Raw genomic sequence first — 17,444 nt, 5'->3', positions numbered from 1 at the left:
CGTCGGGTGACGCGGTTGCGTCACCCTTGCCTGCTGTGACTTCTAGCTCCAGCTGAGAACTGACCAACAATCCTCTACCCAAGAGCGTTTCAGGGATACCTCGGTCGCACGAACGTGAGCAACCAGGGGTTGCGCCTCGACCGCACGAGCGTGGGGCTCACCGTCGTGGGACTCCTCGGAGGGATCGTCGTCTACGGCTTCGATCGGCCCGCCTGGTACCCCCTCGGTAGTCTCATCTCGTTGGTCGGCGTCGCCGGCGTGTGCCTGATCGCCCGGCGGCTGCGAGCGTACGCGCTCGTCATGCTACTCGTCGGCGTCCTCGCGCTCGCGTTCGCCGTTCTCAGCGCGCTAAAGTGGGGTCTCGGACAACTCGTCATCTCTTACCTGTTCCTCGCGTTCCTGGGCCTCGTTCGCGGCGGACAGGCGTATCGAGCGACGAACTGACCGGAGTAGCCGTTACTAAAATCAGACAGACGACTCAACAGTCGTACGGAGAACCAAACAGCTCCGCGCTCATGCGGTCTCCCCACAGCATGACGTGGACATCGATACAGTACCCATCGTACTCTTCGAATATGCTGGTCTCGAACGCTCTTTCGAGAGTGTTCTCTCCTGACTGAACAGTTACCTCAATCCGACGCCGTTCGTCCGGAAATTCGTCGGACACGATGACGGGTTCGTCCTCGGGCGGCTGCTCTATCGGGCGAGTGTGCGTAGACGCGTGAACCGCCTCACCGCCGCATTCGACGAGAATCTCGACATCGCCCGCCGACCTCTCTTGACCGGCCTCGCGGTCTGTCTCAGATACTTCGGACAATAGCAGGTGGTTCAAGACGTATCCGCCTTGAAAACGCCCGAGACAACCGGTGAGTGAAGTCACGGTGACAGCAGAGGTTCCGAGGAGGGCTCGTCTCCGCATGAATTAATCTATAGACAGGGTGATGTATTATTCCGTTGGAATTTGGTAGTTATTCATCCCCGTGCGTGTAGCCGCGGTCGGGCAACGGCTCGCCGTCGGCCGCGACGCGCGCTTCGACCTCGCTCCCACTTTCCTCGATCACCCTCCCGATCCGCGTCAGCCCGGCCGGACACGCCTTCCGTGCCGCCGCCACCGCCGATTCCGGGATCGCACACAACAGCTCGAAGTCTTCGCCGAAGTGCGCCGCCAACTCGAACCGCTCGTCGGCGTCGTCGGCCACCTCCTCGACCGCGGAGTGGACCGGGACCGCCCCCCGGTCCAGTTCGATCCCGACGCCGCTCGCCTCGGCCAACTGGTGACACGACCGGGCGAGCCCGTCCGAGGAGTCCATCATCGCGGTCGCGTTCCCGGCCAGCGCCAGCCCGTCGGCCACGCGCGGCGTGAACCGGAACAGCTCGTTGGCGCGCTCGACCGCCGCGTCGTCGTCCCCCGCGTCTCCGCGTTCGAACAGCCGCAGCGCCGCGGCGGATCGGCCCCACTCGCCGGTGACGCAGAGCGCGTCGCCGGGGGCAGCGCCGTCCCGCGTGACCGGGCCGGCGTCCGTGACCTCCCCGATGGCGGTGGTCGCGGTGGTGAACTCCACGTGTTCGTCGAGGTCGCCGCCGACGTACTCGGCGTCGACCGCCTCGCAGACGTCGACCGCGCCGGCGACGAACCGCTCCAGTTCCGCGCGGTCGAACGCCTCGTCGGCGTAGACGGCGACCGCGGCGCTCGCCGCGGCCCCCGTCGCGGCCACGTCCGACAGCGACGCGCCGACCGCGCGCCAGCCCGCGGTGTACCGCGCGGTGCCCGGCGGGAAGTCGGTCCGCTCGTGGAGCATGTCCGTCGTGATGACCGTCCCGCCGACGACGGCGGCGTCGTCGCCCGCGTGCGGGAGGTCGGCCGCCAGCGCCCGGAGGGCGTCGCGCTCGTTCACTGTTCCACGCTCCGCGCGTGGAACCAATAAGCGATCGGTCCCGGACCGCCCTCGCCGCTGTGACCCTCGCCGACGGTCACGCCGAATCTCCCGCTGCCGTGCCGCGTGTTGTCATGGAACATTTAATCGAGTAAAACAACATAACGAATATTATCATTATCAATCATTATGTTTATTACCGTCCTCCGAATCCTACCGTTCGCAATGGCAGTATCCGTATCCGTACACGACCACGCGCGGACCCGACGCATAGACCGGACCACCGAACGACCGCCGCAGCCGCCCACACGACCCGATGACGACACCTAACGACACGCCCGACGACACGACCCGACGCACCGACGACACGACCACCCGATCGACGGACTCGACGCCGACTACCGCGACCGACGCCGCCACCGCGACCGATCCAACCACTTCTCCGCGGACGGTCCCCGGCCGCACCCCGCTCACCGAGGAGGCGGGCGCGCCGCTGGTCCCGACGATCACGACCCGCCGAGCGACGACCGCGCGATCGCCCGGCTCGCCGACGGGGACCGACGGCGAGCGCGACGCGCCGCGGACCGAGACCCGCACGCCCACCCGGCCCCCGACCGACGGCGAGCGCGACGCGCCGCTCGTCCCCGACCTGCGCCCCGCCTCGCGGACGCGGACCGACGGGGGCTCGCGATGAGCGCCGACGCCGCCCGCGACCGGACGCGTCCGACCCGCTCGACGCGCGGACCGGTCCCGATGACGGGGACCGGCGACGGCCCCCGGCCCGACCCCACGACGCTCGCGCTCGCGACCCGGTCTGATGACGAGGGACGCACTACGACGCGGACCGACGACACTCGCCGCCTGCCGACGAACCGACCCGGCGACCACGCTACCACGCAGTAATCCATGAACCCCAACGAACTCGACGACGACGTCTTCGACAGAGATATCGACAACCCGGCCGGCCGAAAGCTCCGCGAGCTGTTCGAGGAGCAGGACTACACGTTCGCGCCCGGGATCTACCACGCCCTCGACGCCCGCCTCGCCGAGATGGCGGGCCTCGACGCGGCCTACATGAGCGGCTACTCGACCGTCCTCGGCCAGTTCGGGTTCCCCGACCTGGAGATGGTCACGATGACCGAGATGGTCGAGAACGCCAAACGCATGGTCGAGGCGACGAACCTCCCCGTCATCGCCGACTGCGACACCGGCTACGGCGGGATCCACAACGTCCGGCGCGCGGTCCGCGAGTACGAGAAGGCCGGCGTCGCCGCCGTCCACATCGAGGACCAGACCTCGCCGAAGCGCTGCGGCCACATCGCCGGCAAGCAGATCGTCTCCCGCGAGCAGGCCCGCTCGCGCTTCGAGGCGGCCGTCGACGCCAAGCAGAGCGAGGACACCGTCATCATCGCCCGCACCGACGCCTACGGCTCCGCGAACGGCGACTGGGAGGAACACCTCGAACGCGGGCGGATCTACGCCGACGCCGGCGTCGACCTCGTCTGGCCGGAGATGCCCGACCCGTCCCGCGAGGACGCGGTCGAGTACGCCGAGACGATCCACGAGACCCACCCCGACCTGGATCTGGCCTTCAACTACTCCTCGTCGTTCGAGTGGGGCGCGGAGGAGGACCCGCTCACCTTCGAGGAGTTAGGCGATCTGGGGTACCAGTACATCTTCATCACGCTGTACGGGCTCCACTCGGGCGCACACGCCGTCTACGAGGACCTCTCGAACATCGCCGAGAACGACGAGCAGGCGCAGTTCGACCTCGAAGAGCGCTACATCGGCCACGAGACGGAGAGCCACCACGAACTCTCCTTCGTCCCGCGGTACCAGGACATCGAGGCCGAGTTCGATCCCGAGGCCCGCAAGCGACAGGAGGAGTCGGCCGGCTTCACCGAGGAGGAGAGCGACCCGATCACGGCCGAAGACGACGACTGAGACGTAGACTCGGGGGCGCGATCTGCCCCTCGCGTCGATCCGTCTTTTTCACGAACAAGTTTTTAATTAGTTACTAATGTTCTAAATATATGGGATTCGACGCTGCTGCCGAAAAATACATTCAGACGCTTGCGGGTCGGCTCAGCGACTTCGAACGAACGTCGACGACAGTGAACGACCAGCGGGTGACGGTGTTTCACGATCGCTCGCTCGAGATATCCAAGTTCGGGCTCGTCGATACCGTGTTCGTGGTCGGCACCGCGGACACGCCCGCTGAAGCAGCGTCGTTCAGTGAGGCCGCCTTCGAGTACGGCCTCTCGGTGAAATCGAAACTCCCGCGGGGGTTGGGCGGCAACCTCGTCGTCTATCCGGTCGTGGTCACCGACACCGATCTGACCGAGTGGATCTCCGAGTACGCGCCTAAACACTGGTCAGCTTTCGAGTTTCCGGTCGTCGTCTATCCCGCCGAGAGCACCGTCGACTACAATCTGTCGACGCCGATCTGGGGGCTCATTTATTACAAGGGTTTCAGAGAAACGGCCGACACAACGCTACATCCGTAGTACGTTCACCACGTGCGCCGTATATCAGGTAATTTTCATTACCTCCCGGCTTCGATGACCCAGTTACTGAGGAAGTGTAAATTTATCAAACTATATCACTCGAACAAGTGTATCCTCACGTATGGCTACCACGGTCTATTTCGATCTCGACGGGACGCTACTGAACTACAGTACTTCCTTCGCTGAGCTCTTCGCACAGACGCTTCCCATCGAGGTTACCACAGAGATGTCCGAGACGTATTCCGAGCAGGTACTCCGCAATATCAGAAACTTGGCGGGACGACCGTACCAGCGAGCGTTTGAAGCGGTTCGTGACGAGTATGACCTCGACGTGGACCCCGAAGCGCTTGCCGCAGAATACGTTGAAATGGAAGCTACCGCGACGCGGATATCACACGCAGTGGTGTCTCTCGTCGAATCCATCGCAACTCGACATCACACCGGCGTTCTCACGAACGGCGATGGACGGATGCAACGCCGGAAGATCGAGATTCACGGTCTCGACGAACTCGTAGATGAGATCATTATATCGAACGAAGTCGGGGCAAGAAAACCGGATAGAGACATCTTCGAAGAGGCTAAGAAACGACTTCCCGCGGATACCTTCGTCTACGTTGGAGATACGTTCGAGGAAGACATCGTTCCCGCACGAGAAGCAGGGTTCAAAACGGTCTACGTCGGCGAAGAGGACCAGCCGAACGCACCGGTGGCTGCCAACACAACGGAAGAACTCGCGGGGGTACTGCTTCCGCTACTCTCGACCGGCTCGGCAGAGTAGCCACTTCGTGCTGAGCGAGTACGACGTGAGACCGGCAACCGGTGCGAACTCCGACTGCGCCGCTATTCCGAGATCGCGCCGCGCTCCCGGAGGTCGTCGATGTCGCGGTCGCCGTAGCCGTACTCGCGTAACACCGACTCCGTGTGTTCGCCCAGTGCGGGCGGGTGCCGGCGGACGGTCGTCGGCGTCCGCGAGAAGTACATCGGCGAGCCGGGGAACCGCACGGTCCCGGCGGTCGGATGTTCCGCCTCGGCGAGCATCCCGCGGGCCTCGATCTGGGGGTCGTCGAACACCTCGCCCACGTCGCGGACGCGGCTCGCGGGCACGTCGTGTTCCTCCAGGACCGCGGTCGCCTCCGCGGTCGTCATCGACGCGAACGTCTCCTCGAGTTCGCGGCCGAGGACCTGTCTCTTATACACATCTCTGAGCGGGNGCCCGCTCAGAGATGTGTATAAGAGACAGGGTCGGGGCGGTCGATCGCCTCGCACAGCGGCGGCCAGAACCGGTCCGACGAGCAGGCGACGACGACGTAGTCGTCCGCCGTCTCGAACGCCCGGTACGGAGCGATGTTCGGGTGCTTGCTCCCCAACCGTCCCGGGGGCTCGCCGCTGGCGAAGTAGTTCGTCGCCATGTAGCTGGTCCAGGCGGCCTGCCCGTCGAGGAGGCTCACGTCGATCTTCTGTCCCCGGCCGTCGCCGAGTTCGCGTTCGAGGAGGGCCGCGAGAATCGCCTGCGTCGCGTACATCCCGGCACCGACGTCGGCGAGCGCGACGCCGATCCGGACCGGCGGCCCGTCCTCGACGCCGGTAAAGGACATGAAGCCGCCGCGGGCCTGCATCATGATGTCGTAGGCGGGCTTGTCGCGGTCCGGCCCCCACTCGCCGTAGCCGGAGATGCCGCAGTAGACGAGGCCGGGGTTCTCGTCGACGAGATCGCCGTAGTCGAGGCCCCACTCCGCGGTCTTGCCGACCCGGAAGTTCTCGACGAGCACGTCCGCTTCGCGGGCGATGTCGCGGACGACCGCGCGACCGGCCTCGGTCGTCAGATCCAGCTGGATCGACCGCTTGTTGCGGTTGACGCTGACGTAGTAGGCGCTCTCCGCGCCCTCCGCGACGCTCTCGCTGTCGCCGCCCTCGTCGCCCTCGCCGTCGACGCGCTCGTCACTCTCGTCGTCGCCGCCCTCGTCCCGCTTGCTGAACGCCGGCGGGACCCACGTCCGGGTCTGGTCGCCCGGTCCCGGGCGCTCGACCTTGATCACCTCCGCGCCGAGGTCGCCGAGCTGCATCGTACAGAACGGGCCGACGAGGACGCGCGAGAGGTCCAGTACCGTGAGCCCGTCGAGCGGGCCGACGTCGCTCTCGGGGTCGCGCGCCTCACCGACCACGCGGGCTCGCCTCCGCGGACCACAGCCGTGTCCGGTTCATGCGATCCGGCTCAGCCGCCGGGCTACTGAGTGTTGCGGCGTGGTCGCGAGGGGCGGAAAACGATGGCGGCGGCCGGCTCAGGCCGGGAGCGTGTCGATCCCGTCGATCTCGACGTAGCCGTAGCCGCAGTCGGGACAGCGCCACTTCGTCTTCTCGCCGAGGTGGAGCGTCATCGCCGCGGTCCGGTAGAACGAACGGGTCTCGTCGCACGCGGGACAGTCCACGTCCTTTTCGAGCGCCATGTCCGGCGATCGGTCGGGGGCGGTGTTGAACTTACTGATTCGAGCGACGCGGATCGCGGTCGGCGACCCCTCGCCGCGAGCGCTGTGCTCGTCGGGCCGACCTCACCACACCGGCGCGAGCAGCAGCGCGACCGTCGCGGCGATGAAAACCAGCTTCAGCGCGGTGTTGACGACGATCACCTTCGTCCCGAACGACGCGCCCCAGATCCCGTACTGAAACGGGATTGAACGCCGGAACGTGGAGACGGCAAAGGAGAGGATGCTCCCGATCAGCAGCGACGCGACCGCGGTGCGCGTGGTGAACACGCCGGCCTCGGTCCCCGCGAGCGTCGCCGCCCCCGCGGTGGTGTCGAGCGTGAACACCGCGATGACGGGGACGGCGGCCCCCGGCAGCCCCAACACGCCCGTGATCGGCTCCGCGACGGCCGTCAGCGCCGACACGTCGTACGTGGAGACGAGCCAGATCACGACGGTGTAGACGACCGCCAGCCGCGGGACGATCCGCCGGAGCGTGCCCCACGACTTCCCGGCGGCGTCGCGGACGCGCTCGCGGGGGTCGCGGTCGTCGGCCTCGGGGCCGGTCGCGTCGACGTCGGCGAGCGCGCTCCGGTCGATGTTCGACTCCGAGAGGAGCAGGCCGCCCGCGAGGACGCCGGTGACGCTGATGAAAAGCGCGATGCCGGCGCGAGCGCCGACGTAGACGGCCCCGGTGGTGACTCCGAGGATCGGGATCAACACCGGGACGTAGTAGGTGAAGACGTGCTGGACGAACCCGAAGAACGTGTTCATCACCACGGCGACGAGCGTCGCCCGGTCGTCGAGGAGGCCCGACTCGCGGTACTCCGCGAGGGTGGCGTACCCCGCTGTCGTCGACGCCGCGGTCGTGAGGATCGCCGTGCCGACCTCGTCCGGGAGGTTCGCGGGTCGCGTGAGCCACCCCGCGAGCCCCGCGACGTAGCGGACCAGCCCGAACGCGACGGCGACGTTGGCGGCGAAGACGCCGCCCGCGATGAACGCCGTGATCCGGGCGAGCCGGGGGACCACGTCCGCGAGCAGCACCGAGAGGTCGGCGGCGACCGATTGCACGCGCGGTGATAGACCGGGGGCGACCAAATGGCCGTCGGAACGGGCGCGGGGTGGGACGAGCGCGGAGTATCGGAACGGCACGCCGCTGGCAGCACCCAAACGACTATCTCGCTCATGGATCACCGGACGGTATGGTCGAACCCGCTCGTTCCCTCCCCCGGCGCGTGCTCGAACGCCTCGCCGGCGTCAACGTGTGGCTCGTCGTGGGTGCCGGCTTCGCGCTCGGTTTCACCGTGAACCACTTCGGCGGACCGTGGTGGCTGGCCTTCCTCTGTTATCTGGGCGGGGGACTGCTCCCGATGCTGCTCTCGACCGTGTCGAGCGACGAGGACGGCTTCGAGTACGAGATGACGAACCGCGAGCGGGCGGTCTACCTCCTCGGGATGCTCCGCTGGGCGTTCACGCCGTGGGGGATCTTCACACAAGTGCTCCAGATCGCCGGACAGGGAGTCGCATACGTACGGTACCGGGGAAATTTACCGAGCACGGATCGACACACCCCCGAGACGGAGTTGCGGCTTCCCGTTGAGGGCGAGTGGACCGTCGTCAACGGGGGCGTCACGCCCAACACCTCCCACTCGTGGGGGATCTTCTCTCAGCGCTACGCCTACGACTTCCTCCGAACCGACGGCGACGGGGAGACCCACGCCGGATCGGGAACGGAACTCGGGGACTACTACGCCTACGGCGAACCGGTCGTCGCCCCCGCCGACGGGACGATCGTGGACGTGAGCGACCGCCGCCGGGACTACCCGGGTGTCGGCACGGCGCTCGTCGAGTGGCGCACCTGGGACATCGCGGGCAACCACGTCACGATCGAACACGCCGACGGGGAGTACTCCTTCCTCGCACACCTTCAAGCCGGGAGCACGGCGGTCTCCGAGGGCCAAGAAGTCGCGGCGGGCGACACCATCGGTCGGTGTGGCAACTCCGGACACTCCAGCGAACCGCACCTCCACTACCAGCTTCAGGACACGCCGGGCTTCTGGACCGCCTCGGGCCTCGCGCCCCGCTTCCACAGCGTCGACGTCGAGCGCGACGACCGGAAGGCGGAGGAGCGCGCGGTCTACGCCGACCGCGAAGGCGGGGACGGGGTGTACCTCTGGGCCGGTGACCGCGTCCGGCAACGCCGGTGAATCCGAAAAAACCGGTGGACAGGGGCTATCACAGGCGGAGACGGATTTCGGACTTCGGTAACGGATCACTCCAGCTCTGTCGAAATTCTGTCGAGGATTCCGACGGAGCCGCTCCGGACGCGTCGGTCGGACTGCTGTCCCCTCGGGCGAACCGCGCGGGACTTTTCCGCCCCGCCGGTGAAATCCCGCCCGATGGCACCCGCCGAGGACGACATCTCGATCGACGAAAAGCGCGTGTACGCGGGCAGCGCCGGCCGCACCGACGCCTACGTCGCGACCGGGACCGGGATCGTCCGCGTCTCGCTGTCGGCCGACAAGGTCGGCGCGTTCGACATGGTCGCCCGCGATCCGGCCCGCGACGTCGCCGTCCTCGCGCGCGACGGGTCGACCGACCTTGCCGCCGCGGCCACGCCCGACGGCCTCGCCGTCGCCGCGGTCGGCGAGGACCCGGCGTTCTCGTCGGTCGACGACGACCCGGCGGTCGCGGTCGGTCCGGCGCGCGGTCGTGACGGCTCTCGCGACGGCTCGTTGCTCGTCGCGCGCGAGGGCGGCGCGGTCGAGCGCGTCGCGTTCGCGGACGGCGGGACGGCGGTCGCGTCGACGACGCGGCTCGGCTCCGTCGCGGAGCCGCGGGCGGTCGACGGCGCGCTCGTTGCGGCCGCCGACGGCGTGTACCGGGTCGCGGGCGGCGGGGTCGAGGATGTCGGCCTCGACGATGCGCGCGACGTGGCCGGGGCCGGGATGCCGCTGGCGGCCACTGGCGCGGGGCTCTACTGGCTCGGCAACGGCTGGATGACGGTCTGCGAGGGCGCGGCCGAGGCGGTCGCGGCCGACGGCGACGGCCACGCGATGGCGGTCGTCGAGGGGGAGTTGTTCGTTCACTCGGGTGCGGGCGAGTGGGGCGACGAGACGTGGGAGCCGACCGATCTACCGGTCGATGAAGAGGCGGTCGCGCTCGGTTACGGGCCGGGCGTCTCGGTCGCAGTCACCGCCGCGGGGACGCTCTGCGTGGACGCGGGTGACGGCTGGCGACACCAAGTGGTCGGCGTCCGGGACGTTTCGGGCGTCGCGCTCGCCGCCGTGGAATGAGTCGCTGATCGCGTTCAGGTAGAAACAGTGGGAAGCGCCGTCGAAGTCTCCATTACTCGGCTGTACGTCAGTAGGTTTGCCGGGAACGATCCCGAGACTGAAACCACCGAAGCCCCAGCCGAGAGGCGGGCGCACGCTCGCTGCGCTCCTCGCTCAGTCGCTGTCGCTCCTTCGCTGTGGTGCTTACGTCGCCTGCGCCCGCCTCTCGGCTGCCCCTTCGAGTCCCGCCCCGCACCACACAGCCTCACACCTCCCCAGCCTCGCGGCTCCCTTCGCTTCGCTCCGGTCGCCGCGTCCCTCGCGCGTGCTGGCTCGCGGCCTGTCGGCCGCTCGCAGGCACGCGCCACCGCAGTTCACTTCTCGGCGACCGATCCCGTTCTCGAATTCGGCTCGCTTACGCGCTCGGAAGCTCGATCTCGTCGCCGTCGGCGTAGACGGTCGGGTTCCGAACGATCCCGTCGAGGTGGAGCGGCGCGTCGGTCTCGCCGCCGATCCCGGCGTTGTCGCCGATCGCGATGTGGACGGTGCCGCCGGCCTTCTCGTCCAAGAGGACCGAGCCGACCAGCTCGTCGACGCCCACGTTCGTCCCGATGCCGAGTTCCGCGAGGTTGTACGCGGCGTCGCCGACCTCCTCGGCGGCCGCCTCCACGTCGGCGCGGATCTCGTCGTCCGAGATGGACGTGACGAGCCCGTCCTCGACCTCGAAGGCGAGTTCTTGGCCCTCGTCGAGGAGGCCGTGGGGCATCATCGTGCCGTCGACGACGTAGGTACCGGTCGCGGTCTCCGGCGCGACGAACACCTCGCCCGCGGGGAGGTTCGAGAAGTCGCCCGGGTCGCGGACCATCCCGGTGTCGGCGAGCCACTCCCGGTCGCCGACCCCGAACGTGATGTCGGTGCCGGCGGGCGCGGTGACGCGGATCTCGTCCGCGTCGCCGATCTGGCCGAGCACGTCGTCGCAGGCGGCCTCGATGGCGGCGTAGTCGGCGTCGAGGCCGGTCGTGAACACGCCCTCGGTGATCCCCGGAAGCGTCGCGCCGCGCGCGCCGGCGTCGCAGGCGGCCCCGCGAGCACGTGTGTGACTCAGGCTCTTCGTCGTCGGCGCGAGGAAGACGTCCGCCTCGGCCATCGCGGCCGCGACCGGGGCCGGCGGCTCCGCCCCGTGCTGGTCGGCCGGCGGGTACCGCAGGACCGTCGCGTCGTCCGTGACGGCGCTCGCGGCCGCGTAGAGCGCCTCGCCGATCGGTTCGCGCTCGTCGTCGGTGACGACGACGACGGACTCGTCGGCGGCGACGTTCAGGCACTGTTCGATCGCGGTCGACGCGCCCTCGGAGAGGTCGGCTGTCATACCCGCCCCTCCGAACGGCCGGGCGTTAGGCCTTGTCATCGACGATGTTACTCAGTTCCGTAATCGAATTATTTACGTCCGGTGGCGAACCCCGTCGAATTAACTGACTGCTTACTCGTGGGGTAGTTAATTTCATTTTGCTACTCTCGAAAACATTATGTCGGTCCCCGAGTGACGGACGGATATGACACGCGTGGGCGTCAACGGCTACGGCACGATCGGGAAACGGGTCGCGGACGCCGTGGCGGCCCAGCCCGACATGGAACTCGTCGGCGTGACGAAGGCGTCACCCGACTACGGCGTCGAGGCCGCGGCCCGCCGCGGCTACGACCTGTACACCGCGGTCGACGACCGCACCGACGAGTTCGCGGCCGCCGGCGTCGATCTGGCGGGGACGCTGGGCGACCTCCTCGACGCCGTCGACGTGATCGTCGACTGCGCGCCCTCGGGCGTCGGCGAGCGCAACGCCCCCGTCTACGAGGCCCACGACACGCCGGCGATCTTCCAAGGGGGCGAGGACGCCGCCGTCGCCGAGGCCTCCTTCAACGCCCGCGGGCGCTACGAGGCCGCCCGCGACGCGGACTCGGTCCGCGTCGTCTCCTGTAACACGACCGCGCTCTCCCGGCTGCTCGCGCCGCTCGACGAGGCGTACGGCGTCGAGAAGGCGCGCGTCACCCTCGTGCGCCGCGGCGGCGACCCGAGCGAGACCGACCGCGGCCCGATAAACGATATCGTCCCCGACCCGGCGACCGTCCCCTCTCACCACGGCCCCGACGTGAACGAGATCCTCCCCGACCTCGCGGTCGACACCGCGGCGCTGAAGGCTCCGGTGACGGGGATGCACACCCACAGCGTCAACGTCACGCTGGAGACGGAACCGGACGAGAGCGGCGTCCGTGACCTGCTCGGCGACGAGGACCGGATCTTCCTCGTCCCCGAGGGCGCGGGCATCGACGGTGCCGGCGCGTTAAAGGAGTACGCGGCCGACGCGGGACGTCCCCGGAGCGACCTCTGGGAGAACTGCGTCTGGGCGGAGTCGATAAGCGTCACGGGTCGAGACCTCTACCTCTTCCAGAACGTTCACCAGGAGGCCGACGTCGTCCCCGAGAACGTCGACGCGATCCGCGCGATGACGACCGACGTCGACGCGGCGGCGTCGATGGCGCGCACGAACGAGACGCTCGGTGTCGGCCTCCGCAGCCGGCTCGGGAACGACGAACTCGGGCGCGCGGAACTCGCGGCCGACGACTGACGGTCGGGATCGGTCCGTCTCGCCTGTTACCGCGCGGAGCCGCGGCTCACTCGGTCGGTCGCGTCACGAGGAACGTCCGCCCGCCGCGGCGTTCGAGGTGGACCTCGCTGCCGTCGACGCGGTTCGCCCGGACCCGGTCCGGGAGGCGGTCGGTTCGACACTCGGTGACGTCCACGCGCGTCGGCGTCGCGTATCGCGGTCGGTCGGCGGTGACTGCGCTCATACCTCCCGATCGGTTCGGAACGCCCCTATAAGCGAGCCGTCCGCGGAGTGAAAGTGAAAGTGGACGGCTCGGCGTCGGTACCGACGATTCCGGGACCGGATCGATTGCGGTCGAACCCGGTTTGAGCCCCTACCGACGGAGCCCGGTCGCCTCGTCCCCCTCGACGAACCGCACGGTGAAGTAGTCATAGCCGCCGTAGGCGGCGTCGAGCGCGCCCATCCACCAGTTCCACCGCTCGATCAGCGAGGATCTGTCGGGGGCGTCCTCCAGGTGTCCGATCACCCCGGTCACCGTCAGTCCGTGGCCGCGGTCCTCGGAGGGCCGTCCGGAGTCGACGAGGTCGCGGGCCGCTCGCGAGACGGCGCGCCGCTCCGCCTCGGTCCCGCCGAACTCGTCTTCGAGCGCGCGTTCCAGACGCTGTCTGTCCATGTTCGCGCTACGGGACGCGGGTATATGAGTCGCGTGGTAGGGGGTCGCACGTCCGGTGCCGAAGCCGGTTCACAGCCGGGCGGCGAGCGCGAGGAACAGCAGCGAGAACGGGGCGGTGAGCAGCGCCAGCGCCAGTCCGCCCGCGCCCTCGCCGCCCGCGATCGCCATCAGGATCCCGACGACGAGCGAGAACGATCCCAGCGCCGCGAGAGTGAGTCGCTCGGGGACGCTCGCCCGGTCCGGCCCGTCGCTCTCGGCCAGCACCGCGTCGAGCGCGGACTCGACCTCGTCGGCCCGATCCGTCGGCACGAACAGCCACGGCGTCGACCGGTACCACGTGTTCCCGCGGTACGCGAGCAGGAACACCGTCGTCCGCGGGAGGTCGATCCGGCGCGTCCGGATCACCGACCCGAGGTCGTCGGTCCGAGTGTGGTCCCGTTTTATATACGTTCGTTCGACGGTCGCCGCCGCGGCGTCGAGTCGCACGATCGTTCCGGCGGACTGCGCGATGGCCGGCAGGGCCCACACCACCCAGAACAGCGGCCACAGCGCCGACAGGAAGTCTCCCGGAAGCCCGAAGACCAGCGCGAGGACGACCCCCAGTCCGCCGAGCGTCCACCCGGGTCGGAGGGTCCCGGCCGCGTCGCGAAGCCGGGCGAGCGACCACTCGTCCGCCTCCGTCTCTGAGTACCAGACGTACAGGGACGGCAGCGTGGTCACCGCGAGCGCCACCAGGAGGCCGACACCGGCGACGACCCCGGCGGGACCGACGGCCGGAATCGAAATCCCGCCGGTCGCGGCCTCCGAGAGCATCGCGGCGGCGACACCGAGGACCGCGACGAGCAGGACGCCGGTAACCCCGACCGACCCCCCGGTCACGAGCGACCGGAGGCGGTCGTGCCGGACCGGCCCCCACTCGATCCGTCCCTCGTCGGCGTCGCGGGCCGCGTCCTCATCCGTCTCGACGGACGCTTCGCTCGGGGAGTCGCCGTCGACGACGCCGGTCTCGCGATCGGACTCGGTCGGAGCGACCGCGGTCTGGGCCGCGTCGCCGGCCGTACCGCTGTCGGAGGGCATGTGACCGAGTTGTCACCGCCGAGCGAAAAAGCTGCGGGCCGGTCATCCGCGTGCGGACCCGGATCACGGTTGACGTGCCGACCGCGTTCAGGCGTCCGCAGCCGCTGACTCCCCGTCCGCTTCCGGCGGCTCCGCGGGCTCGACGTTACCGAGCCGGAGCGCGTTACCGGTGACCCCGAGGCTCATCCCCATGTCGCCGACGACCACGGCCATCGCCACGCTCACGTAGCCGAGCGGCGCTCCCGCGGCGAGGACGGCCTTCACCGCGAGCGAGGCCCCGATGTTCCGGCGGATCGTGTCGCCCGCCCGCGCCGAGAGGTCGACCACGTACGGGAGCCGCGTCAGGTCGTCGGCCATCAGCGCCACGTCGGCGGTCTCGATGGCGGTGTCGGTGCCTGCGGCCCCCATCGCGATCCCCACGTCGGCGGCCGCGAGCGCCGGCGCGTCGTTGATCCCGTCGCCGACCATCGCCACGCCGCCCTCCGTCTCGGCGGCGATCTCGCGGACCGCCGCGACCTTCTCGTCCGGCAGCAGCTCCGCGCGCACCTCGTCGACGCCGACGCGGTCGCCGATCGCCCGCGCGGTCCGCTCGTTGTCGCCGGTGAGCATCGCGACGCGCTCGATCCCGAGGTCGTGGAGCCGGTCGACGACCCACGCCGCCTCGGGACGGACGGTGTCCGCGACCGCGATGACGCCCTCCAGTTCGTCCTCGGTCCCCACGAGGACGACCGTCTTCCCCTCGGCCTGGAGCCGCGGGATCGTCTCGCTCGCGAGGTCGAGGTACTGGCCGTGGTCGCAGGGCTCGGGCTCGGCCGTCGCCGCGGCGTCCTCGGCCCACCCGGGCCGCTCCGCGCCACGGACCACGCCGCCGTCGGACCGGACGTGCGCGTGGCTCAGGTCGAAGCCGAGGTCCGCGAACAGCGAGGGCTTGCCCGCGTAGTGGGTCTCGCCGTCGAGGTCGGCGCGGACGCCCTCGCCGGTCAGCGCCTCGAAGCCGGTGACCTCGGTCGCGCCGGCCTCGTCGCCGGCCGCCGCGTCGACTCCCGCCTCCTCACCCCGGCTCACGACCGCCGCCGCGACCGGGTGTTCGCTCCGCCGCTCGATGGCGGTCGCGCACGCGAGCACGTCGGCGGCGTCGCGGCCGCCGAGCGGGACGACGTCGGTCACCGACAGCTCGCCCCGCGTGAGCGTCCCGGTCTTGTCGAGCGCGACGGCGTCGACGTCGCCCGCGGCCTCCAGGTGTTCGCCGCCCTTGATCAGGACGCCGTTGCGGGCGGCCGCGGTCACACCGGAGACGACGCTGACGGGCGTCGAGATGACGAACGCGCACGGGCACGCGACCACGAGCAGCGTGAGCCCGCGCACGAACCACGTCTCCGCGCCGCCGCCGACGAGGACGGGGCCGAGCGCCGCGGTGGCGATCGCGCCGACCACGACGATCGGCGTGTAGACGCTCGCGAACCGGTCGACGAACCGCTCGGCGCGCGTCTCCTCGCCGTTGGCGGCCTCGACGAGTTCGACGACCCGCGCGATGGTCGACTCGCTCGCGGGCGCGGTGGCCTCGATCTCGAGGTAGCCCGCCTCGTTGATCGAGCCGGCGTACACCTCGTCGCCGGGGGCCTTCTCCGCGGGGACGGACTCGCCGGTGATCGGCGACTCGTCGACCGCGCCGGAGCCCTCGCGGACGATTCCGTCGAGGGGGACGCGCTCGCCGGGGCGCACCGCCAGCCGCTCGCCGGTGGCGACGCGCTCGACAGGGACCGTCTCCTCCCCGCCGTCGCGGATCACGACCGCCTCGTCGGGGGACAGCTCCATCAGCTCGCGCAGGGAGGTGCGCGCCCGGTCGATGGAGTAGCGTTCGAGCAGCTCCGCGACCGAGAACAGCACCGCCAGCGTCGCCGCCTCGAACGGGAGGTCGACGAGCAGCGCGGCGACGACGCCCACGCTCATCAGCAGGTCGATGTCGAGGCTCAGGCCCCGCAGCGAGTAGAACCCGTTCCGCAGGATCGGCGGCCCGGCGACCGCGACCGCCAGCAGGTACGCGACCGACGCCCCGGTGACGGCGTACGGGCCGAGGAAGCCGACCCCGCCGAGCGTCAGCAACGTCGGGTCGAGGCCGGGGAGCAGCCACTCCAAGACGAGACCGACCGCGAGGAAGACCCCGCCGACCGCGGTGGCGATCGCTCGGGGGCTGGTGAACAGGTCGTCGGCGACGCCGTCCGACTCCGCGTCGGCGACCGCGTAGCCGGCGCGCTCGACGGCCGCCGTCAGCGCCTCGACGTCCGTCAGGTCGGGGTCGTACGTGAGGACGACGACGCCCGTGGTGGGACGGGTGTCGACCGAGCGGACGCCCTCGCGGTCGAGCGCGCCCTCGACTTTCCCCGCGCACGACGAGCAGTCCATGTCCGGCACCGAGAGCCGGAGCTCCGTCCGGTGGGAGGGGTCGGTGCCCCCCGAGTCGGGCGGGTCGGTCGGCCCGTCGTCGGGGCCGGTCGGTTCGCGTGAGTCGCTCATTGGCAGACCCTACCCGCCGTACCGTTATTAATCCAACTACCATTCTCGACCGCTTATTTATAAATAGTTATTAAAAATGGGGCTATGAGTAGTAATATTTTCCGCGAGTATTTATCCGTGAGGCGGCTACTTCGGCGCATGACAGACTGGCGCGCCGTCGGCTACGGGTTCGTCGTGATGCTCGTCGCCGGGCTGCTGGCGACGGTCGCTCCGGGGATCGGCCACGCGGCCGCCGGACTGATCGGCGGGTTCGTCGCCGGCTACCTCGCCGGTGGCGGCCTGCTCTCCGGCTTCTGGCACGGGCTGCTCGCCGGCTCCGTGAGCGGGGTCGTCGTCACGCTGCTGCTCGCGGCGTTCGGGAGTCTGGTCGGCCTGTTGGGCGGCCCGATCGGGAGCCTGCTCGGCGGTGCGGGGGTGTTCGTCGTCGGGCTGTTCCTGACGCTGTTGTTCGCGATCGATTCGGCGCTC

19 protein-coding genes and 1 pseudogene are annotated in these 17,444 nt (G+C 69.3%); 10 read left to right on the top strand and 10 right to left on the bottom strand.

Annotated features, from left to right (window positions below; genetic code table 11):
- Positions 1–114 precede the first annotated feature (114 nt).
- Positions 115–444 (top strand): hypothetical protein, encoded by a 330-nt coding sequence (locus C472_RS01200; protein ID WP_006627955.1) that lies wholly within the window; start codon positions 115–117, stop codon positions 442–444.
- A gap of 34 nt (positions 445–478) precedes the next feature.
- Here the strand turns inward: C472_RS01200 and C472_RS01195 are convergent, their stop codons facing one another.
- Together C472_RS01195 and thiL are read right to left on the bottom strand one after the other, a co-directional pair.
- The gene (locus C472_RS01195; protein ID WP_152420568.1) at positions 479–919 is read right to left on the bottom strand and encodes a hypothetical protein; all 441 of its coding nucleotides are present in this window, start codon (positions 917–919) and stop codon (positions 479–481) included.
- Positions 920–968: 49 nt separating this feature from the next.
- Complete coding sequence (thiL, locus tag C472_RS01190; protein ID WP_006627953.1) at positions 969–1,895, bottom strand: thiamine-phosphate kinase; 927 nt, start codon at positions 1,893–1,895, stop codon at positions 969–971.
- 295 nt (positions 1,896–2,190) lie between these two features.
- Here thiL and C472_RS01185 point away from each other — a divergent pair, with 295 nt between their 5' ends.
- The 5 genes from C472_RS01185 to C472_RS01165 all read left to right on the top strand — a co-directional run bounded on the left by C472_RS01185 (position 2,191) and on the right by C472_RS01165 (position 5,159).
- Entirely contained in the window at positions 2,191–2,568 is a 378-nt protein-coding gene (locus C472_RS01185; protein ID WP_006627952.1) for a hypothetical protein, read from the top strand.
- Positions 2,565–2,777, top strand: a complete 213-nt coding sequence (locus C472_RS01180) for a hypothetical protein (protein ID WP_006627951.1) — start codon at positions 2,565–2,567, stop codon at positions 2,775–2,777. Before C472_RS01185 ends, C472_RS01180 begins: the two co-directional genes overlap by 4 nt.
- Before the next feature lie 3 nt (positions 2,778–2,780).
- Entirely contained in the window at positions 2,781–3,818 is a 1,038-nt protein-coding gene (gene aceA, locus C472_RS01175; RefSeq protein WP_006627950.1) for an isocitrate lyase, read from the top strand.
- An 89-nt stretch (positions 3,819–3,907) separates the two neighbouring features.
- Positions 3,908–4,381, top strand: a complete 474-nt coding sequence (locus C472_RS01170) for a hypothetical protein (protein ID WP_241432940.1) — start codon at positions 3,908–3,910, stop codon at positions 4,379–4,381.
- Between the two features lie 121 nt (positions 4,382–4,502).
- Positions 4,503–5,159, top strand: a complete 657-nt coding sequence (locus C472_RS01165) for an HAD family hydrolase (protein WP_006627948.1) — start codon at positions 4,503–4,505, stop codon at positions 5,157–5,159.
- A gap of 62 nt (positions 5,160–5,221) precedes the next feature.
- Here the strand turns inward: C472_RS01165 and C472_RS01160 are convergent.
- From C472_RS01160 to C472_RS01155, 3 genes and pseudogenes are all read right to left on the bottom strand, one after another.
- Positions 5,222–6,543 (bottom strand): annotated as a pseudogene (locus C472_RS01160) (CaiB/BaiF CoA transferase family protein).
- Positions 6,544–6,660: 117 nt separating this feature from the next.
- On the bottom strand, positions 6,661–6,825 hold the full coding sequence (locus tag C472_RS17420; protein ID WP_006627947.1) for a DUF7838 family putative zinc beta-ribbon protein: 165 nt from the start codon (positions 6,823–6,825) through the stop codon (positions 6,661–6,663).
- 102 nt (positions 6,826–6,927) lie between these two features.
- Complete coding sequence (locus C472_RS01155; protein WP_006627946.1) at positions 6,928–7,911, bottom strand: hypothetical protein; 984 nt, start codon at positions 7,909–7,911, stop codon at positions 6,928–6,930.
- Between the two features lie 131 nt (positions 7,912–8,042).
- On the opposite strand from C472_RS01155, the gene C472_RS01150 reads away from it, so the two are divergent.
- Positions 8,043–9,047, top strand: a complete 1,005-nt coding sequence (locus C472_RS01150) for a M23 family metallopeptidase (RefSeq protein ID WP_006627945.1) — start codon at positions 8,043–8,045, stop codon at positions 9,045–9,047.
- Between the two features lie 192 nt (positions 9,048–9,239).
- Positions 9,240–10,136 carry an HVO_0234 family beta-propeller protein gene (locus C472_RS01145; protein WP_006627944.1) on the top strand — a complete coding sequence of 299 codons (897 nt, stop codon included), beginning with the start codon at positions 9,240–9,242 and terminating at the stop codon, positions 10,134–10,136.
- 394 nt (positions 10,137–10,530) lie between these two features.
- Here C472_RS01145 and C472_RS01140 read toward each other — a convergent pair whose 3' ends face one another.
- Positions 10,531–11,481 (bottom strand): aminopeptidase, encoded by a 951-nt coding sequence (locus tag C472_RS01140; protein ID WP_006627943.1) that lies wholly within the window; start codon positions 11,479–11,481, stop codon positions 10,531–10,533.
- A gap of 184 nt (positions 11,482–11,665) precedes the next feature.
- Between C472_RS01140 and C472_RS01135 the strand changes: the two genes are divergently transcribed.
- Positions 11,666–12,733, top strand: coding sequence for a type II glyceraldehyde-3-phosphate dehydrogenase (locus C472_RS01135; protein ID WP_006627942.1), 1,068 nt, complete (start codon positions 11,666–11,668; stop codon positions 12,731–12,733).
- Between the two features lie 46 nt (positions 12,734–12,779).
- Here the strand turns inward: C472_RS01135 and C472_RS17415 are convergent, their stop codons facing one another.
- From C472_RS17415 to C472_RS01120, 4 genes are all read right to left on the bottom strand, one after another.
- The gene (locus tag C472_RS17415) at positions 12,780–12,956 is read right to left on the bottom strand and encodes a hypothetical protein (RefSeq protein WP_006627941.1); all 177 of its coding nucleotides are present in this window, start codon (positions 12,954–12,956) and stop codon (positions 12,780–12,782) included.
- 129 nt (positions 12,957–13,085) lie between these two features.
- Entirely contained in the window at positions 13,086–13,385 is a 300-nt protein-coding gene (locus tag C472_RS01130) for a hypothetical protein (RefSeq protein WP_006627940.1), read from the bottom strand.
- A 69-nt stretch (positions 13,386–13,454) separates the two neighbouring features.
- On the bottom strand, positions 13,455–14,462 hold the full coding sequence (locus C472_RS01125) for a hypothetical protein (protein WP_006627939.1): 1,008 nt from the start codon (positions 14,460–14,462) through the stop codon (positions 13,455–13,457).
- Between the two features lie 87 nt (positions 14,463–14,549).
- The gene (locus C472_RS01120) at positions 14,550–16,976 is read right to left on the bottom strand and encodes a heavy metal translocating P-type ATPase (protein ID WP_006627938.1); all 2,427 of its coding nucleotides are present in this window, start codon (positions 16,974–16,976) and stop codon (positions 14,550–14,552) included.
- A gap of 138 nt (positions 16,977–17,114) precedes the next feature.
- Here C472_RS01120 and C472_RS01115 point away from each other — a divergent pair.
- A partial coding sequence (locus C472_RS01115) for a DUF5518 domain-containing protein (protein ID WP_006627937.1) occupies positions 17,115–17,444 on the top strand: 330 nt, incomplete at its 3' end.

The sequence above is a fragment of the Halorubrum tebenquichense DSM 14210 genome (assembly GCF_000337415.1).
In the GTDB taxonomy this organism is placed as follows: Archaea; Halobacteriota; Halobacteria; order Halobacteriales; family Haloferacaceae; genus Halorubrum; species Halorubrum tebenquichense.
This window is presented reverse-complemented; position numbering and strand designations above follow the sequence as displayed.

Bases quoted from the DNA above. Each gene is read 5' to 3' on its own strand.
- C472_RS01120 (WP_006627938.1), bottom strand. From the start codon at position 16,976: ATGAGCGACTCACGCGAACCGACCGGCCCCGACGACGGGCCGACCGAC.
- C472_RS01165 (WP_006627948.1), top strand. From the start codon at position 4,503: ATGGCTACCACGGTCTATTTCGATCTCGACGGGACGCTACTGAACTAC.
- C472_RS01195 (WP_152420568.1), bottom strand. From the start codon at position 919: ATGCGGAGACGAGCCCTCCTCGGAACCTCTGCTGTCACCGTGACTTCA.
- C472_RS01130 (WP_006627940.1), bottom strand. From the start codon at position 13,385: ATGGACAGACAGCGTCTGGAACGCGCGCTCGAAGACGAGTTCGGCGGG.
- C472_RS01150 (WP_006627945.1), top strand. From the start codon at position 8,043: ATGGTCGAACCCGCTCGTTCCCTCCCCCGGCGCGTGCTCGAACGCCTC.
- C472_RS01185 (WP_006627952.1), top strand. From the start codon at position 2,191: ATGACGACACCTAACGACACGCCCGACGACACGACCCGACGCACCGAC.
- C472_RS01140 (WP_006627943.1), bottom strand. From the start codon at position 11,481: ATGACAGCCGACCTCTCCGAGGGCGCGTCGACCGCGATCGAACAGTGC.
- C472_RS01180 (WP_006627951.1), top strand. From the start codon at position 2,565: ATGAGCGCCGACGCCGCCCGCGACCGGACGCGTCCGACCCGCTCGACG.
- C472_RS01135 (WP_006627942.1), top strand. From the start codon at position 11,666: ATGACACGCGTGGGCGTCAACGGCTACGGCACGATCGGGAAACGGGTC.
- C472_RS01145 (WP_006627944.1), top strand. From the start codon at position 9,240: ATGGCACCCGCCGAGGACGACATCTCGATCGACGAAAAGCGCGTGTAC.
- C472_RS01170 (WP_241432940.1), top strand. From the start codon at position 3,908: ATGGGATTCGACGCTGCTGCCGAAAAATACATTCAGACGCTTGCGGGT.
- C472_RS17420 (WP_006627947.1), bottom strand. From the start codon at position 6,825: ATGGCGCTCGAAAAGGACGTGGACTGTCCCGCGTGCGACGAGACCCGT.
- aceA (WP_006627950.1), top strand. From the start codon at position 2,781: ATGAACCCCAACGAACTCGACGACGACGTCTTCGACAGAGATATCGAC.
- C472_RS17415 (WP_006627941.1), bottom strand. From the start codon at position 12,956: ATGAGCGCAGTCACCGCCGACCGACCGCGATACGCGACGCCGACGCGC.
- C472_RS01125 (WP_006627939.1), bottom strand. From the start codon at position 14,462: ATGCCCTCCGACAGCGGTACGGCCGGCGACGCGGCCCAGACCGCGGTC.